General features: G+C 64.2%; 20 protein-coding genes and 1 tRNA gene. 8 read left to right on the plus strand and 13 right to left on the minus strand.

Annotation, left to right across the window (positions count from 1 at the left end; genetic code table 11):
* The first annotated feature begins 45 nt into the window (after positions 1–45).
* The gene (locus BTO32_RS09070) at positions 46–1311 is read left to right on the plus strand and encodes an MFS transporter (protein WP_076724315.1); all 1266 of its coding nucleotides are present in this window, start codon (positions 46–48) and stop codon (positions 1309–1311) included.
* Positions 1312–1520: 209 nt separating this feature from the next.
* Here BTO32_RS09070 and BTO32_RS09075 read toward each other — a convergent pair.
* Together BTO32_RS09075 and BTO32_RS09080 are read right to left on the minus strand one after the other, a co-directional pair.
* Positions 1521–1597, minus strand: a tRNA-Pro gene (locus BTO32_RS09075).
* 112 nt (positions 1598–1709) lie between these two features.
* Positions 1710–3356: an FMN-binding glutamate synthase family protein gene (locus BTO32_RS09080; RefSeq protein WP_076724316.1), complete on the minus strand. Its 1647-nt coding sequence runs from the start codon at positions 3354–3356 to the stop codon at positions 1710–1712.
* Between the two features lie 188 nt (positions 3357–3544).
* On the opposite strand from BTO32_RS09080, the gene BTO32_RS09085 reads away from it, so the two are divergent.
* The gene (locus tag BTO32_RS09085) at positions 3545–5134 is read left to right on the plus strand and encodes a BCCT family transporter (protein WP_076724317.1); all 1590 of its coding nucleotides are present in this window, start codon (positions 3545–3547) and stop codon (positions 5132–5134) included.
* A gap of 132 nt (positions 5135–5266) precedes the next feature.
* Here the strand turns inward: BTO32_RS09085 and BTO32_RS09090 are convergent, their stop codons facing one another.
* From BTO32_RS09090 to BTO32_RS09105, 4 genes are all read right to left on the minus strand, one after another.
* Positions 5267–5902 (minus strand): LysE family translocator, encoded by a 636-nt coding sequence (locus BTO32_RS09090; RefSeq protein WP_076724318.1) that lies wholly within the window; start codon positions 5900–5902, stop codon positions 5267–5269.
* A gap of 12 nt (positions 5903–5914) precedes the next feature.
* Complete coding sequence (locus BTO32_RS18255) at positions 5915–6121, minus strand: DUF1737 domain-containing protein (RefSeq protein WP_217697017.1); 207 nt, start codon at positions 6119–6121, stop codon at positions 5915–5917.
* On the minus strand, positions 6051–6683 hold the full coding sequence (locus BTO32_RS09100; protein WP_076724319.1) for an RBBP9/YdeN family alpha/beta hydrolase: 633 nt from the start codon (positions 6681–6683) through the stop codon (positions 6051–6053). Before BTO32_RS09100 ends, BTO32_RS18255 begins: the two co-directional genes overlap by 71 nt.
* A gap of 293 nt (positions 6684–6976) precedes the next feature.
* Positions 6977–8140 (minus strand): branched-chain amino acid transaminase, encoded by a 1164-nt coding sequence (locus BTO32_RS09105; RefSeq protein WP_245820309.1) that lies wholly within the window; start codon positions 8138–8140, stop codon positions 6977–6979.
* Between BTO32_RS09105 and BTO32_RS09110 the strand changes: the two genes are divergently transcribed.
* The 3 genes from BTO32_RS09110 to BTO32_RS09120 are packed head-to-tail and all read left to right on the plus strand — an operon-like array spanning position 8133 to position 10152.
* The gene (locus BTO32_RS09110) at positions 8133–9056 is read left to right on the plus strand and encodes a LysR substrate-binding domain-containing protein (protein ID WP_076724321.1); all 924 of its coding nucleotides are present in this window, start codon (positions 8133–8135) and stop codon (positions 9054–9056) included. The genes BTO32_RS09105 and BTO32_RS09110 overlap by 8 nt on opposite strands.
* 2 nt (positions 9057–9058) lie before the next feature.
* Positions 9059–9652, plus strand: a complete 594-nt coding sequence (locus BTO32_RS09115; RefSeq protein WP_076724322.1) for a 2'-5' RNA ligase family protein — start codon at positions 9059–9061, stop codon at positions 9650–9652.
* Positions 9649–10152 (plus strand): GNAT family N-acetyltransferase, encoded by a 504-nt coding sequence (locus tag BTO32_RS09120; RefSeq protein ID WP_076724323.1) that lies wholly within the window; start codon positions 9649–9651, stop codon positions 10150–10152. Before BTO32_RS09115 ends, BTO32_RS09120 begins: the two co-directional genes overlap by 4 nt.
* A gap of 149 nt (positions 10153–10301) precedes the next feature.
* Here BTO32_RS09120 and BTO32_RS09125 read toward each other — a convergent pair whose 3' ends face one another.
* From BTO32_RS09125 to BTO32_RS09145, 5 genes are all read right to left on the minus strand, one after another.
* Positions 10302–11312, minus strand: coding sequence for an alpha/beta hydrolase family protein (locus BTO32_RS09125; RefSeq protein ID WP_076724324.1), 1011 nt, complete (start codon positions 11310–11312; stop codon positions 10302–10304).
* Positions 11313–11567: 255 nt separating this feature from the next.
* Positions 11568–12515, minus strand: coding sequence for an alpha-L-glutamate ligase-like protein (locus BTO32_RS09130; protein WP_076724325.1), 948 nt, complete (start codon positions 12513–12515; stop codon positions 11568–11570).
* A 1-nt stretch (position 12516) separates the two neighbouring features.
* The gene (locus BTO32_RS09135; protein WP_076724326.1) at positions 12517–14034 is read right to left on the minus strand and encodes an inactive transglutaminase family protein; all 1518 of its coding nucleotides are present in this window, start codon (positions 14032–14034) and stop codon (positions 12517–12519) included.
* Complete coding sequence (locus BTO32_RS09140) at positions 14031–14831, minus strand: ATP-dependent zinc protease family protein (protein WP_076724327.1); 801 nt, start codon at positions 14829–14831, stop codon at positions 14031–14033. Before BTO32_RS09140 ends, BTO32_RS09135 begins: the two co-directional genes overlap by 4 nt.
* Before the next feature lie 136 nt (positions 14832–14967).
* Complete coding sequence (locus BTO32_RS09145; protein WP_076724328.1) at positions 14968–15345, minus strand: hypothetical protein; 378 nt, start codon at positions 15343–15345, stop codon at positions 14968–14970.
* Between the two features lie 272 nt (positions 15346–15617).
* Between BTO32_RS09145 and BTO32_RS09150 the strand changes: the two genes are divergently transcribed.
* The gene (locus BTO32_RS09150) at positions 15618–17051 is read left to right on the plus strand and encodes a DNA recombination protein RmuC (RefSeq protein ID WP_076724329.1); all 1434 of its coding nucleotides are present in this window, start codon (positions 15618–15620) and stop codon (positions 17049–17051) included.
* Positions 17052–17055: 4 nt separating this feature from the next.
* Complete coding sequence (locus BTO32_RS09155) at positions 17056–17916, plus strand: hypothetical protein (RefSeq protein WP_076724330.1); 861 nt, start codon at positions 17056–17058, stop codon at positions 17914–17916.
* A gap of 5 nt (positions 17917–17921) precedes the next feature.
* Here BTO32_RS09155 and BTO32_RS09160 read toward each other — a convergent pair whose 3' ends face one another.
* The gene (locus BTO32_RS09160) at positions 17922–18941 is read right to left on the minus strand and encodes an AraC family transcriptional regulator (protein ID WP_076724331.1); all 1020 of its coding nucleotides are present in this window, start codon (positions 18939–18941) and stop codon (positions 17922–17924) included.
* Positions 18942–19119: 178 nt separating this feature from the next.
* Between BTO32_RS09160 and BTO32_RS09165 the strand changes: the two genes are divergently transcribed.
* Positions 19120–20178, plus strand: a complete 1059-nt coding sequence (locus BTO32_RS09165; protein WP_076724332.1) for a CaiB/BaiF CoA transferase family protein — start codon at positions 19120–19122, stop codon at positions 20176–20178.
* Positions 20179–20248: 70 nt separating this feature from the next.
* On the opposite strand, the gene BTO32_RS09170 is transcribed toward BTO32_RS09165, so the two are convergent.
* On the minus strand, positions 20249–23251 hold the full coding sequence (locus BTO32_RS09170; RefSeq protein ID WP_076724333.1) for a hypothetical protein: 3003 nt from the start codon (positions 23249–23251) through the stop codon (positions 20249–20251).
* Positions 23252–23622 lie beyond the last annotated feature (371 nt).

Here is a 23622-nt window from a genome sequence, read left to right on the forward strand (position 1 = left end):
CCACGGCGAACCGGTGTACAGTCCCTGTTATGGGAGGATGCGTGTGTGGCTAAGCTTCTGTCGGGCGCCCATGACCGTCTGATCAGCCCTGTCCTGATCGCCGGTTGCGTCATTATTCTGGTCAGTTTCGCGGTACGGGCGTCGTTCGGGCTCTTTCAGCTTCCGATTGCCCTGGAGTTTGCCTGGCCGAGGGAAGCCTTTTCCCTGGCGATTGCCCTACAGAACCTGTTCTGGGGCATCGGCCAGCCGATGTTCGGTGCCTTCGCGGAGCGGTATGGGGATCGCAAGGCCATTCTCGTCGGCGGTGCCTGCTACATTGTCGGGCTGTTACTGTCGGCCTACGCCACCACCCCCGGCCAGCACCAGTGGCTTGAGATCCTGGTAGGGTTCGGTATTGCCGGCACGGGCTTTGGCGTTGTCCTGGCGGTGGTCGGCCGTGCCACACCGGCCAGGCACCGTTCCATGGCACTGGGGATCGCCACGGCGGCGGGCTCTGCCGGCCAGATCGTGGGGCCGCCGGTTGCCCAGGTACTGATGAGCCAGATGCCCTGGCAGTCGGTGTTCCTCGCGTTCGCCGGTTTCATTCTGGTGTCCATGCTGGCGGTGCTGTTTATCCGGGCCCCCAGGGCTGAGCCCACTGCGGGCGGGGATGAATCCATGGGCACCGTCGTCCGACGGGCACTGAGGGATCCGTCTTTCGCGTGTATCTTCATCGGTTTCTTCTCCTGCGGTTACCAGCTGGCGTTCATCACCGCCCATTTTCCGGCCTTCATCACCGAAATGTGCGGCCCGGTCACGCCGGACAGTCTGGTTTACCTACTGGGGGTGACCTCGGCGTCCGGGCTGGGGGCCGTCTCCATCGCGCTCATCGGGCTGTTCAACATTGGCGGCACGTTGATGGCCGGCTGGCTGGGCAACCGGTACTCCCGGAAATATCTGCTGGCGACGGTCTATCTGCTGCGTACCCTGGTGGCCGGTGCGTTCATTCTGACGCCGATCACGCCGGAGAGCGTGGTGCTGTTTTCCATCGCCATGGGCTCGCTTTGGCTGGCCACGGTGCCCCTGACATCGGGCCTGGTGGCGCACATCTACGGTCTGCGCTACATGGGCACGCTGTACGGGGTGGTGTTCTTTTCGCACCAGCTGGGGGGCTTCCTGGGCGTCTGGCTGGGGGGCGCCCTGTATGACATCTACCGGGACTACACCCTGGTGTGGTGGATCGGTGTGGGCGTGGGAGCCCTGTCGGCGCTCATCCATCTGCCCATCAATGAGCGGCCCTGGGCCCAGAGGGGCATGGCGGTCGCTGTCTGAGGGCACCCCGCGAAACCATCCCGGAAACGGCATGAATTCTTCGTCATCACCCGGAATGGGGGGGACGGCTCCGCCGCCGGTCATGGCGACCCCGGGACTCCGGGAGGGGCAGCCAGCGTTGCAAGCCAGTGAGGATTTTGGCCGATGGCTGTGGTCCGAAAACAACAAGGCCCGGGTCTTTCGACGCCGGGCCTTGTTGTTTGGGAATATGGTCGGGACGGCAGGATTTGAACCTGCGACCACCTGCACCCCATACAGGTGCGCTACCAGACTGCGCTACGCCCCGTTAACACGCAGGCCACCAGGAAAAGGGGTTTATCTCAGTGGCTTAGCGGGAGCGAAGTCTACACCAGCCGATCGTAAAAATAAACAGCCTTTTTCGTTTTCCGGCCTCCGGTCTATCTCAGCTTGGTCTCTCGCAGTTTGCGGATGAATTCGGGGGGCTCGAAGGTGTCTGCCTTCGCCTCTTTCCAGTACTTGTCGAACGCCGGCAGGCCGGTGTCGGCCTCCCCGAGCAGGTCTCCGGGTTCCAGGAACGGGAAAATGTCGAGATAGGAGCGGACCTCGGTTTTGGAGATCCGGCGGATGACGTGTTCCGGTCCGAGTTCGGATGGGTGGTTCAAGCCGGAGGCTTCCAGCAGGTTTTTCAGGGCCTCCAGGGTGTTCCGGTGAAAGTTGTAGACGCGCTGGCTTTTCAGGCCAACGTCCAGCTTGTTGCCGCGCCTCGGGTCCTGGGTGGCCACGCCGCTGGGGCAGCGGCCAGTGTGGCAGTTCAGAGCCTGGATGCAGCCCAGGGCGAACATATAGCCGCGCGCGGCGTTGCACCAGTCGGCTCCCAACGCCAGGGTGCGGGCGATGTCGAAGGCGGAGGTGATCTTACCGGCGGCACCGAGGGCGATGTCTTCCCGGAGCCCGGCGCCCACCAGGGTGTTGTGCACCAGCAGCAGCGCTTCGGTCAGCGGCATGCCGAGGCGGTTGATGAATTCCAGCGGTGCCGCGCCGGTGCCGCCCTCGCCCCCATCGACCACGATGAAGTCGGGTTTACGGCCGGTTTCGAGCATGGCCTTGACGATGGCGAACCACTCCCAGGGGTGACCGATGGCGAGCTTGAAGCCCACGGGTTTGCCGCCGGACAGCTCCCTCAGGTGGTCCAGAAACTCCAGCAGCTCAATCGGGGTGGAAAAGGCGGAATGACTGGAGGGTGACACGCAGTCTTCGCCCACCGGCACCCCCCGGGCTTCGGCGATTTCAGGGGTGACTTTGGCCCCGGGCAGGATGCCGCCGTGGCCGGGTTTGGCGCCCTGGGATAGTTTGACCTCTATCATTTTGACTGGGTCCAGCGTGGCGTTGGCGCGGAAGCGTTCCTCACTGAAGCGGCCATCCGGATGGCGGCAGCCGAAGTAGCCGGAGCCGATCTCCCACACCAGGTCGCCGCCGGGTTCCCGGTGGTAGCGGGAGATCGACCCCTCGCCGGTGTCGTGGTAGAAGCCGCCCATGCGGGCGCCGGTGTTCAGGCTCAGGATGGCGTTGGCGGACAGGGCCCCGAAGCTCATGGCGGAGATGTTGAAGACGCTGGCGCTGTAGGGCTTTTCGCACCGCTTGCCGATGTCGATCCGAAAGTCGCTGTGGTCGAGCCGGGTGGGGGTCAGGGAATGGTTCATCCATTCGAAACCTTCCTCGTACATCGGCAACTGGGAGCCGAACGGGCGCTTGTCGAGGATGTCCTTGGCCCGTTGGTAGACCACGGTGCGCTGCTCCCGGGAGAAGGGGCGCTCCTCGGTGTCCGACTGGATGAAGTATTGGCGGATCTCCGGCCCGATGGATTCAAACAGGTAGCGAAAGTTCGCCATGATCGGATAGTTGCGCCGGACGGTATGGTGCGGCTGGAGCAGGTCGTAGGTGCCCAGGGCGGTCAGGGCACCGAAGGCGACGGGCACCAGGTAGCCGTGCCCCAGCCACAGGGTGACGGGCAGGGAGATGAGCAAGCCGGCAATGCTGAGGGCATAGGCGGAGTAGCGCAGGGGAAAGGGGGTGGTTTTCTCCATGGGGATCCTCGTTGGGGTGATGGCGCGGTGTCCTGTCGGGCAAACAGTATATAGATGGCGGCGGCCGTTCGGGCAAATGGGGCGTTCCGGGTGTTTTTGATGTTTTGAGTTCAAATCATTAACATAACCGGCTTGTAATGACGGAACTCCGTTTCTGACATGAATTTCCAGACCAGGAGGCGCCAAACGTGGGCGAGGTAGTGAAAGACGAGTATCAGACGGATTACGTGGCTGGCCAGGACAACATCAACATACTGGGCCTGGACCTGCATAACTGGGTGTTCCCGGTATCGGCCCTGATTGTGGTCGCGTTTGTCATCGGGACGCTCATGTTTCCCGGCCAGGCCAAGGAACTTCTGGACGGCATGAAGTGGGACATCATCGCCCGCTTTGACTGGTTTTTCCTGATCAGCGCCAACATTTTCGTGGTGGTGTGCCTGGCCCTGATCTTCCTGCCAGTGGGCAAGATCCGGCTGGGGGGGCAGGATGCGACACCGGAGTTTTCCACGTTATCCTGGTTCGCCATGTTGTTCGCCGCCGGCATGGGGATCGGGTTGATGTTCTGGGCGGTGGCGGAACCGACGGCCTATTACACGGGCTGGTACAAAACGCCGTTCAACGTCGAGCCCAACACCCCGGCTGCGGCGGACCTGGCGATGGGGGCCACCATGTACCACTGGGGCCTGCATCCCTGGGCAATTTACGCCATCGTCGCTCTGTCTCTGGCATTCTTCGCCTTCAACAAGAACATGCCGCTGACCATCCGGTCGGCGTTTTTCCCGCTGTTGCGGGATTGGGTCTGGGGCTGGCCGGGCCACATCATTGATGTGCTGGCGGTGGTCGCCACCATTTTCGGGCTGGCGACCTCGCTTGGGTTCGGTGCCCAGCAGGCGGCGTCCGGCCTCGACTATCTGTTTGGCGTGGGGGCCGGCATCAATGTCCAGATGGCGATCATCGTGGCGGTAACGTCGGTGGCGCTGCTTTCCGTGCTGCGGGGGCTGGACGGCGGTGTCAAGGTGCTCAGCAACATCAACATGGGCATGGCGGCGCTGCTGCTGCTCTTCATCATCTTCGCCGGCCCGACCATGAGCATTCTGGAGACCCTGTGGGTGACGTCCTCCAGCTATGTCGCCAATATCCTGCCGCTCAGCAATCCCTTCGGACGCGAGGATGAAGCCTGGTTCCAGGGCTGGACCGTGTTCTATTGGGCCTGGTGGATCTCCTGGTCACCGTTCGTGGGCATGTTCATCGCCCGGGTTTCCAGGGGGCGCACCGTGCGGGAGTTCATCACCGCGGTGCTGCTGATCCCGACCGTGATCACCGCGGTGTGGATGAGCAGCTTCGGTGGCACCGCGCTGGAGCAGATTCAGGATGGGATCGGCGCGCTAGCCAGCGACGGTCTGACCGATGTCTCCCTGGCGATGTTCCAGATGTTCGCCAACCTGCCGCTGACCGGCATCATCTCGTTCGTGGGTATCATCCTGGTGCTGGTGTTCTTTGTGACCTCGTCGGACTCGGGATCACTGGTGATCGACAGCATCACCGCCGGTGGCAAGACCGACGCACCCACCGCTCAGCGGGTGTTCTGGGCGGTGATGGAAGGGGCCATCGCCGCGGCGCTGATCTTCGGTGGTGGGGCCGATGCCCTGGGCGCGATCCAGGCGACCGCCATCAGTGCCGGTCTGCCGTTTACCGCGATTCTGCTGGTCATGACCTGGGGCCTGCTCAAGGGGCTGAGCCACGAGCGTCGGCTGCTGATCGCCCGCGGCGAGCTTTGAGGCGAGTCACGCCAGGAGCCGGAACCGGGGCGTACGCCCCGGTTTTTGTTTGACGATGACTCTAGCCTGGCATTCCTATGGACTGCGCCTAAGTCCGATACCTCAGGTTCAGATGTCCATGCCGTTCGCGCCTCAGCTCGTCGGCTTGGACAGGACCAGCCGCAGGCCAAACCCCATCAGTGCCAGGCCGGTCACCGTATCGAGCGAGCGCATCACCCTGGGCCGGCGCAGCCAGCGGCCCAGGGGACGCGTGGCCAGCACCAGTGCGGCGAACCAGAGCAGTCCCATCACAGCGTGGATGCCAGCCAGCAGCACGCTAAACCCGACCACCGGCACGTCGGCGGGAACGAACTGTGGCAAAAGGCTCACATAGAACACCCCGACCTTGGGATTGAGCAGATTCGTCAGCAGGCCGCGCAGGAACCAGCGCTCGCCACGCACGAGCGGCGGAGCGTCGGCGGGCGGTGTCGGCCGGCTCCTGAGCGCGCCCGAAAACAGCTTCCAGCCGAGCCAGAGCAGATAGGCCGCGCCTACGATCTGCAGCAGGGTGTAGGCGAGTCGGGAGACCGCGAGCACGGCTCCGAGCCCGAGCGCCGCGACCAGCCCCCAGATCAGCACGCCAGTCACGATGCCCACGCCCGCTCCCATCGCCTTGCGCCCCCCTTGCACGGCGGCCGTACGAAGTACCAACGCCGTGTCCAGGCCGGGGGTCAGGGTGAGCAGCAGCGCCGTCAGCGTGAAGCCCAGGATCGCGCTCGATGCATTCATTTGGGGACTCCGTCAGAGCACAGACAAGTCGAGTGTCTTGTTGTACATCGTCGATTCGATGGTCCTGACGATGGCCTGGCCGCAGATCACCGTGCCACGCGCCGGGTCGTAGGTCAGGCTTGGTTCGCCATACAGCGCCCGCCGCTGCTCAGGGCCGCGGTGACGCGGTGGCAGAACGCTGCGTCGTCGATGCCGGCATCTGGAGGCGCAGCCCCGCACCGAACGCCTGCAGCAGATGCCAGCCGGTGTCCCAGGCGCCCACGCCGCTGGCGGCATTGATGTGCCCAAGTGCGCCGACCTCCACGCATCCCGCGGCCCAGCCCATGGCCATGCGCCGGGCGTGCTCCAGCGAGCCATAGGGGTCGTCGCTGCTGGCGACCACCAGTGCAGGGAACGGCAAGGGCCCGGTCGGTGCCGGGCCGAACGCGCGCGCCTCGACCGGAAACACCGGCGCGCCGGGGTCCGGGACGGCAACGAGGAAGGCGCCCCGGACCTGGGCGATCCGATGCGGGAGGTCTTCTCCGATTCCCGGCCGCAATGCCCAGTGCGCGACGAGCAGGCACGAAAGGCTGTGCGCCACCAGGACGACGGGAGCGGCGCACTCGCCGATCGCCTCATCCAGCGCCTGCAGCCAGTCGGCCAGATCCGGCCTGTCCCAGTCGGCAGGCTGGAATCGCCGGCATCCGATTTGGCGAGATGCCCAAAGCGTCTGCCAATGTCCCGGGCCGGAACCCCCTATACCGGGTAGCATCAAGAGGCGAATGATCTGATGGCTTGTCATAGTGGAGTGCTGGATGTCTGGAGTGAGCTTTACTGACCAGGAAGCTTACGAGCGAAGGTTCGGATTGCCGAGCTCTGACAAATTGCCGGGTGCCAGGGCCCAGTGGTCAGGTGGCGCCTTCGCGATTTCACCGGAGCTTCCCGTGCTGCACGCTACTATCTCCACGCTCGAATCCTCTGACACGGCAAATTTTGCCTCGCAATTGCGTCGTTCTCTGATAAACGTCGTAACCACACGACAGAGCATGGCACCTGCCCCATTGCGCGGCCGCTTGCGCACCTGTCCATCGCGCGTTAGGTCGTCTGCAAGTCGGCGACGCGAGCGGGCCAGGGGCGCCGCTCCAACAATCCGGTCTCCCGTTCCCGCAGGGCCCGGCTGATCTTGCTCGCTTCGGTCACGGACGCGCGAAAGTCCCGAATCATTTGCCGAGTCACCGGCCCCACTGGCCATTCGGTGGTCACCGCATCCTCGACCAGCGCAACCACCGGCTGCAGTTCGACCGAGGTGCCCGCGGTGAATACCTCGGAGGCGGCGCGTAGTTCCTCCAGCGTCACTGTCCGCTCCTCGACCCGCAGCCCGCGCTGGCGAGCCAGTCCCATCACGTGCCGCTTGGTGATGCCGTCGAGGAAGCAGGTCGGCAATGGGGTCACCAGCACCCCGTCGCGGACCATCAACAGGTTGGTCGCCGTGGTCTCGGCGACCCGGCCTTCGCTGTCGAGCAGCAGCGCGTCGTCGCAGCCCGCCGCGGCGGCGGCATGGCGCGCGAGAGTGCCGATCATGTACAGCCCCGAGCACTTGGCCGCGGTAGGCGCGGTGTCGGGACGGGGGCGCCGCCAACTCGCCAGGTGCAGCCGGATGCCGTCCTCGGCGCGGCCCTGGGATGCTGCCGTGGGCCAGTCCCAGGCCGCGATGGCCACGTGGATGCGGGCGCGCGGCGAGGCGATGGAAACGCTTTCCGCACCGCGCCATGCCAATGGCCGGATGTAAGCATTGTCGAGCTGGTTGGCCCACAGAACTGCCTCAATGGCCTTTGTTAGTTCGTCTCGCGACCACGGCAGGTGATAGCCCAACATCGTGGCGGACCGCTGCAATCGTTCCAGGTGTTCTATATTTAAAAAGACATGTCCGTCATAGGCGCGCATACCCTCGAAGACGGCACCCCCCATGTGCAGAGAATGTGTAAGTACATGTAGGCGAGCCTGGCGCCAGGGCAGCAGCTCGCCATCGAGCCAGATCAAACCGTCGTTGTCGTCAAGGGAATTGAGCATGGTAGGCACCATCACGTGGATTGCAGTTGGATTCAGTTTGCGGCCTGTTCGCGGTTGTAGCAATTGAGCAAATCTAAGTTGTTGGTGAGATTTGGTCCGCGCGACGATGCATGCAATAGCGATGATTTCATGTTTAATGAACCTGCGAACGTCGAATGATTCCGAGGAGGGTATATCCTCAATGCGCATACCTGTTTCGTTAAACGCTTTGCAAGCCTTTGAGGCCGCCGCGCGCCATCTCTCGATCAAGGACGCGGCCCTGGAGCTGGCGGTCACGCCCTCGGCGGTCAGCCACCAGTTGCGCACGCTGGAGGACATGCTCGGCGTCGAGCTGCTGCGCCGCGTGGGCATGCGGCTGGAACTGACCAGCGCCGGTCGTCGCCTGGCGCCCGGCCTCAACGAGGGTTTCGCCCTGATCGCCGAGAGCGTGGGCAGCTTGCGCGAGGAGCGGCACGGCGGGCCTTTGCGTGTCAATATGTTGCCGACGTTCGCGACCAACTGGCTGTCGCCCCGCCTGAGTCTGTATCCGTTCGAGCGGCGAGGCTTCTCCCTGGAGATTTCCACCACACAGGATGGCGTGGATCTGGCGGCCGGCGTGGCCGATGCCGGCATCTGGTATGGCGACGGCCAGTGGGCCGGCCTGCAGGCCGACCTGTTGTTCGAGGCCACCATCGATCTGTACGCGCGCCCGGGCTTTACCACCGGCTCGCGCCGGGAACGCCTCAAGCAGGTCGCGCGCGCCAACCTGTTCGTGTCGCGGCATTGCCTCAGCTGGCGGCGTTGGATGGACAGCCTGCCCGGCGGGCCGTTCGAGCCGGCTATCGTGACCCGCGTGGATTCGGGCGGCCTGACGATGCAGGCGGCGGCCGACGGCGTCGGTGTGTCGATCGCCGTCTGCGAACTGGCCGAGAGCGCCGTCCGGCTCGGGCGGCTGGTTTCGGTCTTCGATCACCCCGTGAGCGCGGGTGTCGGCTTTTGGCTCGTCTATCCCGAGGCGCTGTCCGAGGACCGACGGCTGGACAACCTGCGGGGCTGGCTGCGTGAACTATGTCCGCCGCAGAACGGTAGCCGGAATTCAGGCGACAGGAGCCTAGCCGCACCGTGAGCATGCTTTACACGCTTGCTTACCCCGTGCTCTCAGATCATGACGGCCATTGGATCGAAGCCTTTCGTCATGAATACGATCCGCAGTTTGCCGTTGTCAACGCTCACTTCACAATGGCGTTTGGTTGTACCGACGTGCGCGAGGACGTGTACATGTCGCATGTCGAGGCGGCGAGCAACCTGGCCCGTCCAATTCGCTTCACCTGTCGATATGCGATGCTCGGCACCGATCACCAGACTGACAGCGCCTACGTGTTCCTGGTTCCAGACGAAGGCTATAGCGATCTGTCGCGGCTTCATGACCATCTGTACAGGGGCGTGCTGGCAGAACACCTGCGTCTTGACGTTCCATTCATCCCGCATATCACCATGGGTGCCTGTAGCGACCACTGGCTTGCCAAGCGCTTGTGTGATGACCTGAACGATCACGGTCTCGAAGTCGGCGGACTCGTCGATACCCTGACCGTTGCCGCCGTCGATGGTGGCAAAGTGAGAGAGCTCGGGGCGTTCGGCTTGGCGGTGGGCTTGCCGATGCGGATGAATCACGATCGAACCGACCCGAAACCCGAGCAACGGGGCCGGCATACGCCTCCATGAAAGCCACACACTCGCGCGATCAGCACACCCTGCCGAATGACGGTGTGACGCTTCGACAGCTCGTTGCCGAGGACGCCGTTGCGCTTGCCGCTCTGCTGGCCGCCTACGGTGACGAAATGCGCCACGGACAAGGTGCCGGAGCAGACGCACGGGCCCGGGCCGATGCCTTGATCGCCGATCCGATCGCGGAAGTGCTGGGCGGCTTTCTCGGCGACGAACTCGTCGCGTTCGCGGTGTTCTTCGACCTGCCCGAGGCGATCTCCGGAGGGCGGTCGGGCCAACTCGACGACCTGTACGTTCTGCCCGCAGAACGGGGGAAACGACTCGCGCAGCGGCTCATCATGGCCATCGCCGATACCGGGCGATCACGCGCCTGGGTCCATCTGCGCTGGCTGGTCCCCGAGGACAACCCCGATGCCATCCGGGCCTACGCGCGCTTCGCCGAACCTGCCGGCTGGAAGAGCTACGTGCTTTGGCTGGCAGGTAACGAGCGGTGGTAAAGCCATGAACAACCTGCAGCAGGTCGATTGGTCGCGTCTTCCGCAGCCGGAGGATGATGGCGGCGCCCGCCACCTGATCGGCCCGATCCATGGACAGCGCTTCGGCAACCCGCCCGGTACCGCAGCCAATATCCAGAACCTCAGGCGGCTTAGCGCGCCTGGTAGCGCCGCCGCCGTCGTCGCCACCAGGCGCGCGGCCATGTCGTGCCTCCTGTTGCTTGCGGATCGTCCGCAGGTCGATGCGTCAGTGCGCCGAGGGGGCGGGTCGGTGGCTCGCCGGTACGCAACCAGTCCAGCGCCAGGGGCCATAGCGCCTCGCGGAAGCGCTCGTGGAAGAAGGCGAAATGGCCAATTTCGGCCTGCCCGATGGCCGCGGGGGCCAAGCGCAGGTGATGGCGCTCGCTGCCGGTGTAGTAGTCTAGCAGGCGGTCCAGCGCCGGGACTGTGCCGAACGGATCGTCCTCGATACCCAGTGCCAGGATCGGTGCGCGCACCTGGCCGAAGCGCCGCGCCAGCATCTCGGCTTCGGGCTCGCCTTCCTGCGTCTCTCGGCCGCGGCGTACCGTGCCCTCGAAGCGGGGACCCATGCGCGCCCAGTCCAGCGCCACGCCCTTGGGCGTGTCCTCCATCCATCCCAGGCGCTTGGCCGGCACGTAGCCAAGCACCCGCGCCAGCAACGGCATGGCCACGTGCCAGCGCAGGAACATGGCGCGGCGCGCGGCAGGCGCATAGTCGCGCCAGTAGGCGTACTGGGCCCCCATGGTGAAGATGCGCCGCACGCGGTGCGCGGACTCGGCCAGCCCGATCACGAAGCCCCCGGCGGAGTGGCCGACCACGTCGATCGGCTGGCCGGGGAATCCCCAGGTAACGTACTGCAGCACACCCTCGAAATCGTGCTGCCCCCAGTCGATCCAGTCGGCCTGGAGCCGACGCAGCCCACAGTGTCGCGATTCGCCGATGCCGCGGTAGTCGTAGGTCACCACGTCCCATCCGTGGCCGTGGAGCCAGTCGGCAAAGCGCGCGTAGTACCGGCAGCGCACCGAGGTGGCCGCGTTGATGACCGCGACCGGATGCGGGCGTCGTGGATCGCAGGGGCGGCGCCAGGCGAATCCACCCAAGGGATAGCCGTCGGCGGCGCGAATGTCGATGGGCTCAGCCATTATTGAAGGGATCCGGTGTCGGGATGCATGCCGGACGGGGGCCAGAAGGGAGACCACGTACCGTCCGTGTCTTGCAATTCTGGGGCGTCTTTCGCCACCGTTCTAGCGAGAAATGTTCAACCTCGCCTGAGATATCCACGCTTGGCAGTAAGCCCCCTCAAAAAGAATCAACCTACGGTCCCATCTACGGTTTCAGGCCCTGCGTGTTTTGCGCGCAAGACTGGATGCCGGCACTTTTTGTGCCCGGCAGGCGGATCAGAGGCTGGCGAAGGAGTCCATGGCGAAGCGGGCGCGTTCGGCCGGCGAGAAGTGAGGACGCTTGAGGCGCTCGATGGTCTGCAGCCGGGGCAGCAGACCTCGGCCGTTGGCAATCTGGATGGCCAGCCCCGGCCGGGCGTTGAGTTCCAGCAGCATGGGGCCTTCCCGGGCATCGACCACCAGGTCCACGCCCATGTAGCCCAAGCCCGTGGCCTCGTAACAGCGGGCCGCCATCTCCAGCATTTCTTCCCAGGCGCCAATCTCGATGTGCTCAAGGGCCAGACCGGTGTCCGGGTGCAGGGTGATGGGGCGGTTGAACTGCACCGCGTTCAGGCTGCGCCCGGTGCCCAGGTCCAGACCCACGCCGACCGCGCCCTGGTGCAGGTTGGCCTTGCCGTCCGAGGCGGTGGTGGCCAGCCGGAGCATGGCCATGACCGGATACCCCTGAAAGACGATGATGCGGATGTCGGGAACACCCTGATGGGAGTAACGGGCGAGCAGGGGATCCGGCTGGACCAGGCTCTCGACAATGGCGACGTCGGGCGTACCGGCCAGGGAGTAGAGGCCGGCCAGGATGTTGGTGAGATGGCGCTGGAGAAAAGCGGCATCCACCCGGGCGCCGGACGCTTTCACGTAGTGGTCGCCGTCGCGCCCGGTGATCACGGTGATGCCTTTGCCGCCGGACCCCTTGGCCGGCTTGATGGCGAAACCGTCGAGCCCTTCGGCCATTTCCCGAAAGTGGGAAATCTCATGCTGCTGGCGTACCACCTGCAGCAGTCGTGGGGTCCTGACGCCATATTCCGCGACCACCAGCTTGGTCTTCAGTTTGTTGTCCACCAGCGGGTAGGCGGAGCGCTCGTTGTACCGGGCAATGTAATCGACGTTGCGCCGGTTCATGTTGAGCATGCCCAGCCGCCTGAGTTGTCGGGGCGAGATCCAGTCCATGTCAGTCGTAGGCCTTCATGGGGGAGAATCGGCGCAGCTCGGTGAGCTTGTAACCGGTGTACTGTCCCATCAGCAGAATCAGCCCGAGCACCACCAGGTGCAGCTCCGGGAAATTGAAGGTGAGGTGCTTGGACAGAGGCGCGCTCATCAGCAGATAGGCGCAGATGGCCACCAGCAGGCTGCCGGAGCCCTGGACCAGGACTTCTCGGACCCCTTCCTCCTCCCAGAGGATGGACATCCGCTCAATGGTCCAGGCAATGATGACCATGGGGAAGAACGTGACCGTCATGCCGGTGTTGAACCCCATCTGGTAGCCGATGATGGACAGTCCGGCGGTAATGAAGATCACCAGGATGATCAGCGCCGAGATTCTCGACACCAGCAGCAGGTTGAGGGACGACAGGTAGCCCCGCATCAGCAGGCCGATGGCGATCACCGCCAGGAAGGCAATGAGGCCGGGAACCAGCGAGGTCTGCACGAAGGCGACGGCGATCAGTACCGGCATGAAAGTACCGGAGGTGCGAATGCCCACCACCATGCGCATGAAGGCGACCACCAACGCCCCCAGCGGCAGCAGCAACAGCATGCGGAACATGCTCTGCTCCTCGATCGGCAGTTCGTAGAGGCTGAGAAAACCGAGCCCGTTGGAGTCCGACTGCATGGCCGCCAGCTGCAGCGCCGGAATGGTCTGCCGCAACATGGAAAAGCTGACCTCGGAATTGTCGCCGCCGACCACGTCGAGCAGCGATTCCGAACCCTGGCGCCACAGCAACAGGTTGTCGGGCACCCCCTGTTCGGCGGTTTTGGGGTCGAACGTCAGCCATTCGGAGCCGTTGTAGATCTGCAGGAACGACATCAGGGGTTGGCGCCGGCGGGCGTCCTCCAGCCGCAGACCGTCGGCGGTGCGGGCCGGAATGCCGGCGTGATTGAGCATGTCCACCAGCAGCTGCAGGTAGTTGTCGTCGGCCACCAGCAGTGTGGTGTTCTGGGTGCGGGTGTCCGGCTGCATCAGGCGAATCAGCTCCCGGGTCAGGCTCTCCGGGGTACTGGAGCGCTCCCGGGCCTGGGACAGAATTTCCCGGACCGCGGTGGCCTCGGGCTCCTGCCAGAACACCTCCCGGGGCTTGGGCGGCTTGCCGGGCCGGGCCGGGGGATTCTGGTCGGTAGGAATGAACTGGGCCTTGAAGTAAAGCGTCTGGGGGCCCCACACTTGGCGCTTGGTCCACTCTGCCCGCCGGCTGCCGGAACTCTCGATAATGGAAAAACCGTAGCCGGGGGACGCGGCCTGCTCGGAAATGATCAGAAAGCCGGGTGGGTCCTCGGGGACATTGAGGCTGGCCTGCACCGGTTCGCCCTTGCCCTCGAAATCGACCCGGGCCTCGATCATCCAGACCGGCCGCTGTTCGCCGGTCAGCCAGGGAATGCCCAGTTCGACGTGACGCCAGATGGCCAGGGCGATGCCGGCGCTGATCAACAGCAGTACGGCGATGTAGAAAGGCAGGCGGGAGCGCGCGGTCAAGAGTCCCCTCCATTACGCTTGATCAGGTTTCTGGGCAGTTCGGTGGCGAACTCCTTGCCGACGTCCACCAGCATGACATCCCGCAGGATGTTACGCCCGATCAGCACTTCATAGGTCAGATTCGACCGGTCGGCCAGGGTGAATTCGGCCACCTGCTTGTGGTCGCCGATGGCGAACTGCAGTTCCACCACCACCCGCCGCTCGGACTCGTCGGCGCTGGCCTGGACGATGCGGACCCGCCGGGAGATTTCCTTCTCCAGGGTAATGAAGCGGTCCGTGCCCGGCACCGGCACGTCGAAGCGGACCCAGTTGTTGCCGTCGCGCTCGAACCGGGTGATGTTGCGGGCATCGATGGATGAGGTCTCCGCGCCACTGTCGATGCGCGCGGTGTACACCAGGCCAGCCTCGGCCAGGTAGAACTTCTCCACCTCACCGACCACCACCTTGCCCTTGAGCCGGTCCGCTCGGCCCCGGTCGTCCGGCGGCGGGCAGGCCCTGGGCACGGTGACCGGCGGTGGACAGACCGGTTTCTCAACTTTTTTCTCAATGGCCTCCAGAATGGTCTGGGTCGAGGCCTGTTGCTGATCCAGCAGCTGTTGATGGCGGACCGAGGCGTTGTTTTCCATGGTGACCAGCGTGGCTCGCTGGCTTTGAAGGGAGGCGTTGAGCCCATGGAGGTCCTGCTTGGGAACCATGAAGTAGCGGTCGGAGGAGCAACCGGCCAGTGCCAGCGCGACACCGGCGACAAGCCATGCGGAAGCGAACGGAAAACCAGCCCGTGAACGTTTGTGATCCATGAAATACCCCTGAGCCGGCAGACGAGAAACACCCGATAAACGCCAGGGTGGTCTGTGCCCCGAAACGGAAAAACAATTGGCACGGGAGTATACCTTAACCGACCTGTGTAGTGACTTTACAGTTGGTTAACGGCGTCTAGCGGGGCAGCAGGGGGCCTTCACCCAGGTCGGTTTCCGCGCGCAGGTACTCCTGGATCACCGGCGAACAGTTGAGGTAGAACAGCAGCAGTTCCCGCTGCACGTCCTGATCCTGGATCCGGGCGGCGAAGCTGATCAGACCGAGTATCGAGTCGTTGCCCGGGGCCGGCGTACTGCCCTCCGGGGGGTAACCGTAGCGTGCCCGAAGAACCTGGGACAGCCGTTCCAGATGAAATTCGCCAGTGTGGGTGATGTGGGGGAGAATCCGGAAGGAATCGGAGTAGGCGTGGTCGTTGGCGCCAAACGAGTCGGCGCGCCCCGTCCGGTTGCCCGGCCACAGCTCCGCTCCCAGTTTCCGCCACAGTTCTTTCAGCATGGCCACCGGCTCCCGCCCGATGTGACTGCGCCCGTTCCGAGGGTTAATGAAAGGTAATGCGTGTTTTCGGAAAGGACTCTTTACCCTTTTAGTGGATATTACGGGGCGCGTCCAGCGGTGGATCGCCAACACGCGCCAAATTGCCAAGCAGTCGAGGGGGTGGCAGTGACCGGGTCGAGTCCGGAGGAACACGGGCAATTGCCCCGGGGCATGCGGTAAACTGGATGTTTGCACATGGTATTGGACGATGGAACGAGCAGGAGTGATTGAGCGTGCCTGAAGCTTTGACCCAATGGGTGCTGGCGCATCCCGACCTCACCGTGACCCTCACGGTACTGCTGACGCTGGCTGCCGTGGCCCTGACGGTCGCCCTGAGCGTCGCCCTACGTGGGCGCGGGGCCTGGCAGACCCGTGCCCACGAGGCGGAGAACCGGGTGGCGGCCCTGACATCCGACCTTGGCGCCAAACAGCAGTGGCTGGACCAGGCGGAAGGCGAGCGGCGACAACTGCAGGCCCGGCTGGACGAGCTGTCGTCGCAGTTGCAGTCGGCGACCCTGGCGTTGCGGGAGCGCGAGGTGGTATTGGAGCGCGAGCGCAAGTCGGCGGCGGAAAAGCTTGAACTGCTGGAACGCAACCGGGATGCCCTGAAGCAGGAATTCGAGAACCTGGCGAACCGGATCTTCGAGCAGAAAAGCGAGCGCTTCAGCCAGCAGACCAAGACCAGTCTCGACAGCTTGCTGACCCCCTTCCGGGACCAGCTCCAGGATTTCCGCAAGCGCGTGGAGGATGTGTACACCACGGAAACCCAGGACCGGCAGGCGTTGCGCAGTGAGATCAAGTCGCTGCAGGAGCTGAACCGGCAGATCACCGAGGAAGCTGCGAACCTGACCCGGGCGCTCAAGGGCGACAAGAAGGTCCAGGGCAACTGGGGCGAGCTGATCCTGGAGCGGGTGCTGGAGCGGTCCGGGTTGCGCAAAGGGGTGGAGTACGAGACCCAGGGCAGCTACCGGGATGCCGACAACCAGCTGCTGCGTCCGGATGTGGTGGTGCACCTGCCCGACAGCCGCAACCTGATCATCGACTCCAAGGTATCCCTGCTGGCCTATCAGGACTGGGTCAACGCCGAGGACGAGGCGACCCGGGAGGAGGCCCTGAAACGGCATGTCGAGGCGGTGCGTAATCACATCCGGACGCTGAGCGAGAAGGACTACAGCCAGCTCAACGGGCTCCGTTCGCCCGATTTTGTGCTGCTGTTTATGCCCATTGAGCCGGCGTTCGTGGCGGCGTTTCAGCAAGACGAGAACCTTTTCGCGGAAGCGTTCGAGCGAAAGATTATCGTAGTAACGCCGACCACCCTCCTGGCCACCTTGCGGACCATTGAGAACATCTGGCGCTATGAGCGTCAGAGCCAGAATGCCCGCCGTATCGCGGACCGGGCCGGCGCGGTTTATGACAAGCTTCGGGTATTCGTGGAGGCCATGGAGCGCCTGGGCAGCCAGCTACAGACCGTCCATGGTACCTACGACGCGGCGATGAACACCCTGACCCGCGGGCGCGGCAACCTGATTTCCCAGGCCAACCGTTTTGTCGAGCTGGGGGTACGGGTCAAGAAGGAGCTGCCGAAGAGCATACTGGAACAGGCGGAGGTGGACGCGGACGACGACCCCGAACCGGCCACCCTCGACACCGACAAACAGCAGGAGTAATCCCATGGCAGTCTTGTCTCATCTGGTGAACCGGTTGGCGCGTGTCGCCTTGCTGCTGGCGGTTGTGTCGGCCATGCCGGCCCGGGCGCTACCACCGGAGCATGAAATGCGCCGCCTGATGCTGGCCGCCGAGGAAGCCGTCAACGCCGGCAACTGGGGAGAGGCGGGGGAGTTCCTGAACCGCCTTCAGCAACTTGAGGGCGACAAACCGGTGGATTACTACTTTTACCGGGGGCAGGTGATGTTCCAGGCCGGGCACCTGAACGAGGCTCAGGCGGCCCTGGAAACCTATGTGACCCGGGCCGGGGCTGAGGGCAGCCATTACCCGAAGGCGCTGGCCCTGATCACCGATGTCGAGCGTGCCCGCAAGGCGGGCGCGGCGAAGGGGGCGGTGGCCGCTGCCGGCCAGCCCGCGAAGATCGCGGTGATTGAACCTGCCGGGGATCAGGAACTGGCCAAGCTGCGTCAGCTGTACCTGACCGACAATGACCGGGAGGCCCTGGTGCTGCACCTCAACAGTCTGCTGGAACTGGCGGGTTGGCGCGTGGATCAGGCGGTGGTCCGGTTGGACCGGCCGGCGGACATCTCGTATCAGGTCAGTGTCTCTGGCGGCGTGTTGCAGATTCAGGAGCTGCGTCGGGACCCGGGCAACCGGCTGGTTCGTCAGTCGGAGCCCCTGGAGGTGTACGGTGTCAACCCGATGGTCGAATGGAGCTGCGAGCCGACTGCTTCCGCGTGCTGGATCTACGACCCGCGGGACGGCACCCGGCTGATGCAGCTGGGCCATGATCGGCGGCGGACCGAGGAAATCGCCCAGACGCTGGGTCAACTGATCCGTAACCTCCAGAGTCCGTCCGGTTCCTGAACAGGTCAGCCCTTGAGCGTGCCCCGGTCACCCTCGCGGTAAGCCCCGGGGGTGACGCCGGTCCATTTCTTGAATGCGCGGTGAAAGGTGGAGGGCTCGGTAAAACCGACCTTCGCCGCGATGTCGTTGATGGCCAGCTCCTGGCGGCTTAGGTAGTAGATCGCCAAGTCCCGCCTCAGCAGATCCTTGATCTCCTGAAACGAGGTGTTTTCCCGTTTCAGCCGGCGGCGCAGTGTTTGCGGGCTGATGTGCAGCTCCGAGGCGATCCACTCGAAGTCCGGCAGTGGCCTGGAAAAATCCCGCCCGATCAGGGCCCGGATCCTGCCGGTCCAGGTGTTGCTTTCGTCCGGACGTGACAGCAGGTCCGCCGGTGAGGTTTTGAGAAACTGGCGCATTTCCGCCTGATCCCGGATCACCGGTGCCGACAGAAAACGCTTGTCAAAGGTCAGGGCGGTCTCCCCGGCCTCGAACGCCAGGGGGCAGTGGAAAATGTGCCGGTACTCATCCCCGTGCGGTGGCCGCGGGTACTGGAACCGGGCCTGTTCCAGCTCCACCGGCTGCCCGATCAGCCAGCTGCCCAGCCGGTGCCAGATCACCAGAATACTTTCCCGCAGGAAATAGCACGGATCTCGGATCTCGCCTTCGATCCGGAGCACCAGGCGTGCCTTCTCGCCCTGGGTCTCCAGTTCCATCGCCACCATGGGCTCGAACAGGCGCGAAAACTGGTAGGCCTGGCGATACACCGCCTCCAAGTTGGGGCAGGCGATGACCAGCGCGCACATGGTGGCGAAGGTGCCGGTCCGGGCCCGACGCGGCCCCATCCCCATGAACTCGTCACCGGTTCGGTTCCACAGCACCTGCATCAGGCGGCTGAATTGGTCACTGCTGACCCGGGCCATGTCGATGCGCAGAAGGTCCGGCGATATACCGGCTGCCCGCAGCATCTCGCGGGTATCGAAACCCAGGGCCTCGGCGCCGGTCAGCGCGGCCTGGACAAAGTGTCGGGAAACCGTGAGGTTGGACATCGGGCTCTAGATTCCATGGCAACGGGTTCATCATAAGAACCCGGCGGGACAATGCAACCGGGTGATCCGGGATGGCCCTGTAAGATTTGGTCAATGCTCTTGATTCCGGCGGTGGTTGGCGTGGCCGGGGAAACACGGCAGCATGGAGGCAGACCCGACCAGGCATAAGGAGACGACCATGCCAAGCCCCCTGCACTCCCTGAAGGTGCTCGACTTCAGCACTCTGTTGCCCGGCCCCTATGCCACCTTGCTGTTGGCGGACCTGGGCGCCGAGGTATTGAGAATCGAAGCGCCGGACCGGGTTGATCTGACCAAAGTCATGCCGCCGTTCGATGGCGCGCACAGCACTGCGTTTTCCTACCTGACCCGGGGCAAGCGGACCCTGACCCTCAACCTGAAAACGCCGGAGGCGGTAGCCGAGGTGAAGGCGCTGGTGCGGGATTACGACATCGTTGTCGAGCAGTTCCGGCCGGGTGTCATGGACCGACTCGGCATCGGCTATAAAACGCTGCGGCAGATCAACCCTCGGCTGATCTACTGCGCCATCACCGGCTATGGCCAGACCGGGCCCTACCGACTCCGGGCCGGCCACGACATCAACTATCTGGCGCTGTCCGGTGTTGCCAGTCATTGCGGGCGGGCCGACAGTGGGCCACCACCGCTGGGAATCCAGGTGGCGGATGTGGCCGGCGGCTCCCACCATGCGGTCATGGGAATCCTGGCGGCGGTGATCCGGCGCCAGCAAACCGGCGAGGGGGCGTTCGTGGATATCAGCATGACCGATGCCGCCTTTGCTCTGAACGCCATGGCCGGTGCGGCGGCCCTGGCGGGGGGCGTTGAGCCGGTACCGGAGGGGGGCTTGCTCAACGGCGGCTCCTTTTACGATTACTACCAGACTCGGGATGGGCGCTGGCTCTCCGTCGGCAGCCTGGAGCCCCAGTTCTCGGCACGGTTGTGCGAGGTTCTGGGGCTGTCGGATCATAAACCGCTGGCCCTGAACCAGGACCCGGCGGCGCAACGTCGGCTCAAAGCGGCGATAGCCGAGCGGGTGGCGACCCAGACCCTGGATGAATGGCGGGCGGTGTTCGCGGATGTGGACGCCTGCGTGGAGCCGGTGCTGACCGTTTCCGAGGCCGCTGAGCACCCCCAGCTGAAGGCCCGGGGCATGGTGATCGAGGTGGACCGGGGGGATGGGACCCGGCAACGCCAGATTGGCGTGCCGATCCGGTTTGCCTGATCCATTGGGTCATAAAAAAGCCCTCGCATGGCGAGGGCTTTGGTTTGCGGGAGATGACCGCTGTCGAGGCTCAGTTCTCGACCACTGATGTGTCGACGACTGAGGTGGCGGTGCCGCTGTTGCCGATCATCAGCGCCGCTTCGGTCACCATTTCGGCGAACACGTCCGGGGTGTCGATGGACACCGGCGTGCCATGGGAGCCCGCGGTGTAGCGGGTGATGGCAGGCAGGTTGCCGTCATCGCCGGTTTTGCTGGCGCCGAGGGTCGCCGCCAGCGGTTCGCTGCCGGCCAGTGGCGCGGCAAAGGCGTTGCCCAGGGTGTTGCCGGCTTCGGCGCTGTTCGGGATCACGGTATCGCCAATCACTTCGGACAGCAGAATGCGTGCCGGTGAGCCGCCGTTCAGGTGGTTATCCGAGAAGTTGATCGGGTCCACCGAGTCCAGGGCCGCCTGGAAGACGTTGAAGTAGGTTTCCAGGTTGGCATCGCCCTGTTCCAGCCCCGCAGCAACCGACAGACCTCCGAGGATTTCCGGCGCGAAGGTGGGCGAGTTTTCCAGCAGTCGCACGATACCGCCACCCGGGGTCAGCAGGTTGGCCGCGACGATGTCATCCGAGGTCTTGGGAGCGCCAGGGATACCCAGATTGATCTGGTTCTGGTTGACGGCGGCCACGAACGGGGAGCCGTTGATGGTACCGAGGGAATGGCCAATGAAGTAGACGTTGCTGGTGTCCAGCGTCAGTCCGCTGCCGTTCAGGTCGAAGTTCCCGAGGCTGGCTCGCAGGTTCATCAAATCCACCGCACCCTGGCGCAGGTTGTCACGGCCGGCCAGGAAGTTGGTCAGGTTGATGAACAAGCTGCCGGACTCGTCCTCTCCAGCGGCCACCGCCGGATCGAAGTCCATCGGCACCGGCTGGTTGGCTTCGTTGGCATAGAAGCCAAAGTGGCGTTCATGCCCAGTCGCGGCAAGGCCCGGAATCGTACTGCCCGCGTTGGCCACGGTATTCTCGATGGAAATAGCACCGCCCAGCTGGACGGCCGCTCCGGGCACTTCGCTTTCGCAGCCGCCGGTCAGAACCGTGTCGATGGCCGCCTGAATGCTGGCGGGGTCGCCGAAATCCACGGTGATGGCTGAGCAGGCCGCGTCGATCTGTTGCAGCGCGCCCAGCGACAGCTGACCGTTGATCACCGCGGCCCGGGTGGTTTCGTCGTTGGTCTGGCCTGCCGCTGTCAGCAGCTGCCCCGCAAGTGCGTCCTGGAATGCGGTGGAGAAGGGGGTGACCCCATGCAGCGGCTGGTCGATGGCGACCACTGCGACATGGGCCGCGTCGGCCAGGGCGCTGCCGAAGGTCAGGGCGGCGCTGCGGTCGGTGGTGATGCCGTGCTGGTAGATCACGGTACCGCCACTGACGTCACCGTCGGACGGGTACAGGACCAGGACCGGGACGTCGACGGTTTCGGTCAGTTCCGGGAACGGGAAAACATAGTTCACTACGTCACTGACGCTTGCGTCCGCCTGGGGAATGCTGAGGCCGAGCGGGCCAAAGGCACTGTTCAGCGCCGAGGCCAGGGTGTTGTCGGCGTTCCAGGAGTTGGTGACCAGCGGAGCCCCGTTGTTGCCACTGGGGACGCCCAGGTAGTAGGGCAGCTCGATGGTGCCCTGGACGATGTTGACGGAACCGGCGGAGACCACTTGGGACGCCACGGCGGAGGTCAGGGCGACATCGTTGGTGGCGGCAAGGTCAAGGTTAACGGCCCAGGGTTTCGGGGTCGGCAACAGGTCGGCGAAGCCGCCGGATGACGACGGTGTATTGGCAAGCGCGAAGCCAACGCAGTCAATGGCCGGCTGCCCGGTCAGACCGTCACAGCCGGAGGGCGGTGCGGCGGCGAAAACCGGTGCGAGGGCGGCCCTGATCTCCGTGCTGGGGAAACTGGCAACCGCCGCATCGGCGGCGACCTTGGTGTCGCCATAGCCGAAGCTGGAATCACCGTCGAGCATGAAGTCTACGGGTGTGACGGCATCGTCGCCGTTGCTGTCGAAGTCGGCTGCGGTCACTGAACCGTCGCCGTTGAGATCCCAGCTGGTGGGCGACAGCGTGGCTCCTGAGTAGAACTGGGCGGCACCGGTCACCTTTTTGGCGGCGGAGGCGCGCAGGAACGTGGTCAGCTGGTCGGAGAACCAGGCGGCCGGCTCGGCGATGTATTGCAGGACCTTCTCGTCGTTGGAGGTGGTGAAGCTGTAGGTCAGGGCAATGTCATCCACGGTCAGCGCGTTCTCGGCCGGCCGGGCGCTGTTGGTCAGCTGGAAGTAGTTGCCGGCGATCGTCTCCCACAGTTTGTTCATGAGCGTGCGTACCGCAGCCAGGCTGTCGCTGCCAAGCGGCAGCTCTTCATCGGTGAGGTTGGCGTAGCTGGGGGACTGGACGATGGGGTCGCCGTTGATGTCCAGGACTTCCTTGGTGACGGCAACAACGTACCGTTTCCGAGGGTCGAGGGGCTTCAGCGGATTGATGCGGATGGCGGACTGGCCATCCAGCTGCACCACTTCGGCCTCGTAGGCCGGCGACATGGCCAGGGCGGCCAGTTCGGCTCCGGCGCTGGTATCGCCTCCGGCCGCGGCGAGGGCGGTCGCGGCCAGCGGAATGGTGGGCGGCTCACCGGCACTGAGTGCCCGTACCGGGTCGCCACTGGCGTACTCCAGCTCGATCAGGAAAACGTTCTGGTTGGGGTTGGGAACCGGTACCCCCTGATTCATGATGAAGGCACGGGCATCGACGCTGTCCGGATCAATCTGACCATTGAAGCGCACCACCGGCGGTGCCACGGTGGAGGCGCCGCTCAGGCCATTCAGGGCGGTGGTAACGGGAGGGGTCGTATCCGTGACCCTGAAGGTTCCGTCTCCAGCCACGGAGTCGAAAATCAGATCGTTCGGGATTGGCAGCTCCCCGGTAACGGGGTTGAACTGCGGCCAGGTCTTGCCCTCGTAGTCGGGGTTGGAGATCGGGTAGTCGGGGTTGGCATTGGCCCCGGTGTCACCGCTGTCAAGACAGCCTGTCAGTCCAAGGGAAGACGCCACGGCAAGACTTATTAGAGTTTTCCTGAACATGGGTGGAACCTTTTCCTGTTGTTGTGTCGTTATGTTCTTCTGAAATTCTGGCCAGCGCTTTGAGCCAATTTCGTAGTTTTGACTATAGCGGCAGTCCGGCAAGTGTTGATCAGCCGAAAGTGTGATTCTGGCGTTTCCAACCGCCTGGCACGGGGGTGTCGGCCTCTGTGAAAAATAGATGGCTGTCCTGGCTTTGTCGAGCCGACAATGGGCCGGAGCCGAGGTTTCCGATAGTTTTTCCCGAGCGGCCTGATAGCCCCTTCGCCTTCCGTCTCATCACTCGCGGTTGCGATTTTCTGGTAAACTCTCGCCACTTTTTGTTCACATTCGTTGAACCCGTT

The sequence above is a fragment of the Marinobacter lutaoensis genome (assembly GCF_001981305.1).
Taxonomy (GTDB): domain Bacteria; phylum Pseudomonadota; class Gammaproteobacteria; order Pseudomonadales; family Oleiphilaceae; genus Marinobacter; species Marinobacter lutaoensis.

Excerpts from the sequence above, each read along its gene's own strand:
- BTO32_RS09145 (WP_076724328.1), bottom strand. The coding sequence starts at position 15,345 with ATGCTGAAAGAACTGTGGCGGAAACTGGGAGCGGAGCTGTGGCCGGGC.
- BTO32_RS09130 (WP_076724325.1), bottom strand. The coding sequence starts at position 12,515 with ATGGACTGGATCTCGCCCCGACAACTCAGGCGGCTGGGCATGCTCAAC.
- BTO32_RS09090 (WP_076724318.1), bottom strand. The coding sequence starts at position 5,902 with ATGAATGCATCGAGCGCGATCCTGGGCTTCACGCTGACGGCGCTGCTG.
- BTO32_RS09100 (WP_076724319.1), bottom strand. The coding sequence starts at position 6,683 with ATGACAAGCCATCAGATCATTCGCCTCTTGATGCTACCCGGTATAGGG.
- BTO32_RS09105 (WP_245820309.1), bottom strand. The coding sequence starts at position 8,140 with ATGCGCATTGAGGATATACCCTCCTCGGAATCATTCGACGTTCGCAGG.
- BTO32_RS09080 (WP_076724316.1), bottom strand. The coding sequence starts at position 3,356 with ATGGAGAAAACCACCCCCTTTCCCCTGCGCTACTCCGCCTATGCCCTC.
- BTO32_RS09115 (WP_076724322.1), top strand. The coding sequence starts at position 9,059 with ATGCTTTACACGCTTGCTTACCCCGTGCTCTCAGATCATGACGGCCAT.
- BTO32_RS09120 (WP_076724323.1), top strand. The coding sequence starts at position 9,649 with ATGAAAGCCACACACTCGCGCGATCAGCACACCCTGCCGAATGACGGT.
- BTO32_RS09110 (WP_076724321.1), top strand. The coding sequence starts at position 8,133 with ATGCGCATACCTGTTTCGTTAAACGCTTTGCAAGCCTTTGAGGCCGCC.
- BTO32_RS09165 (WP_076724332.1), top strand. The coding sequence starts at position 19,120 with ATGCCAAGCCCCCTGCACTCCCTGAAGGTGCTCGACTTCAGCACTCTG.
- BTO32_RS09155 (WP_076724330.1), top strand. The coding sequence starts at position 17,056 with ATGGCAGTCTTGTCTCATCTGGTGAACCGGTTGGCGCGTGTCGCCTTG.
- BTO32_RS09125 (WP_076724324.1), bottom strand. The coding sequence starts at position 11,312 with ATGGCTGAGCCCATCGACATTCGCGCCGCCGACGGCTATCCCTTGGGT.
- BTO32_RS09160 (WP_076724331.1), bottom strand. The coding sequence starts at position 18,941 with ATGTCCAACCTCACGGTTTCCCGACACTTTGTCCAGGCCGCGCTGACC.
- BTO32_RS09140 (WP_076724327.1), bottom strand. The coding sequence starts at position 14,831 with ATGGATCACAAACGTTCACGGGCTGGTTTTCCGTTCGCTTCCGCATGG.